The sequence below is a fragment of the Chitinophaga sp. genome, assembly GCF_036566945.1.
Taxonomy (GTDB): domain Bacteria; phylum Bacteroidota; class Bacteroidia; order Chitinophagales; family Chitinophagaceae; genus Chitinophaga.
On sequence record NZ_DATCVJ010000217.1, the window covers coordinates 1 to 1,927 of the forward strand.

1 protein-coding gene is annotated in these 1,927 nt (G+C 43.4%); it reads right to left on the reverse strand.

What is annotated here, in order from left to right; translation table 11 throughout:
* Positions 1-1,581: SusC/RagA family TonB-linked outer membrane protein (locus VIP81_RS06215; RefSeq protein WP_331957608.1), on the reverse strand; the 1,581-nt coding region annotated here is incomplete at its 3' end.
* Positions 1,582-1,927: the final 346 nt, after the last annotated feature.

Here is a 1,927-nt window from a genome sequence, read left to right on the forward strand (position 1 = left end):
GTTAGCGTAGTTAGACCAGTTCCACTGGTTTTGTCTTAACAGGTTTTCCTGTACCAGACCATTCAAACCAATACCATTACCTGCCTGTTTAGGGCCACTGTATTGATCTTCAAAGTTCTGAATGAAATCTACACTGAAACGGGAAGTGAATTTCAGACCGGCAATCGGTTCAACTTCTACATAAGCAGAAGATAAAACGCGGGTAGAGGTATTATCATTTCTACCATAGTATACGCTGGTAAGTGGATTGAAGAAGCGGTTTAGCCTGTTGGCGGTAGTAATGGTATTAGCGCCATCTCCCAGATCTCCGTTAGCCTTGGTATAAAAATCTCCGTTAGGGGCATATGCCGGAACGTTAGGCGCCGCAGAATAACCGGCAGTAGTAGCACCGGCGAGATAGGTATCGGATAATACCCCGTTATTCAAGGATTTGGAAGAGTAGAGGGAGATACCTGATTTCAGCCATTTTTTAGGCGTTACATCCAGGTTCACACGAATGCCTCCTCTGCGTAAGCGGTTGGCCAATACCACACCTTTCTGATCGGAATATTCACCGGATGCATAAAATCTGGCTTTCTCCGTTCCACCGGAAAGTGATAACTGATGGCTTTGTATCACACCTGTTTGAAATACTTCTTTCATCCAGTCTGTTCTGTCTGGTTTACCATCGCCGTTAAGATCAATATCTTTGGCAATAGGCACTACAGGGTTGCCTGCACGGGTGGAATTGGCTGCTTTTTCATTTTGAATGATATTGAAATCATCACCATTCAGTACTTTAGGCACCCTGGCTGCTTTAGCCCAGCCTACGTAGCCATTATAGTTAACAGAGATAGAACCGGTTTTACCTCTTTTGGTAGTAATCACAATTACACCAGCAGCAGCTCTGGAACCATATAAGGCAGATGCAGCCGCATCTTTCAGTACGTCCACTGATTCGATATCATTGGGATTGATATCGGCCATTGGGTTGTAACGCGTACCATTGCCACTGTTAAATACGTTTAAGTTGCTGTTGGTATTCATGATAATGCCATCCACAACAATCAATGGCTGGTTACTATTACTGATAGAGTTCACACCACGGATCCTGATATTTACCGCATCACCCAGTACACCGGAACCGGTGGTGATATTCACACCCGCCGCTCTTCCTGTTAATGCCTGGTCGAAGCTGGTAGCAGGACGATCATTGATGAGTGCACCAGATACCGCTGTTACGGAAGACGTAACATCCTTTCTTTTTAATTCACCATAACCGGTTACGATTACTTCATTCAGTACTTTGTTGCTCGCATTCAATACCACATTGATCGACTGACGCGTACCTACTTTTTCTTCTGTTGGCTCATAACCTACAAAGGAAAAAATCAGCGAGGCAGCGCCGTCTACTGCAATGGAAAATGTTCCATCCACAGAAGATACTGCTCCTACTTTGGAACCTTTGATGCTAACAGATACACCAGGTAACGGAGAGCCATCATGCGCATCCGTTACTTTACCTTTAATCGTTCGGGTTTGGGCAAAAGCATGCACCATACCGATGGCCAGTAACAGCCATAGTAGTAAACCTTTTTTCATACGGTTTAAATTGGGTTTGTTATGTAATAAAAAAAATGGGACGCCGCGTCTCCTCCGTTGGCATTGCTAATTAAATCCGATACAACAGACATAGATACAGGTCGCTCTCATATTTCATTTTGGTTTAGACATGAGTATATCAACTGCTCATTTTCCGATGAGCAGGATGAATAAAAAAAACGGTACTACAGCGCATGAGAAATTAAATCCGCGAAACAGATGTCGTGATTTGTTGATACCAGGTTGTAAGTTGGCTACACTACAAGCATAGTATTCCCCTGCCGGAAATAAACCGGTTATTTTATGTTGTTATTCAATGAATAAAAAGATTATAAAACGCACGCTG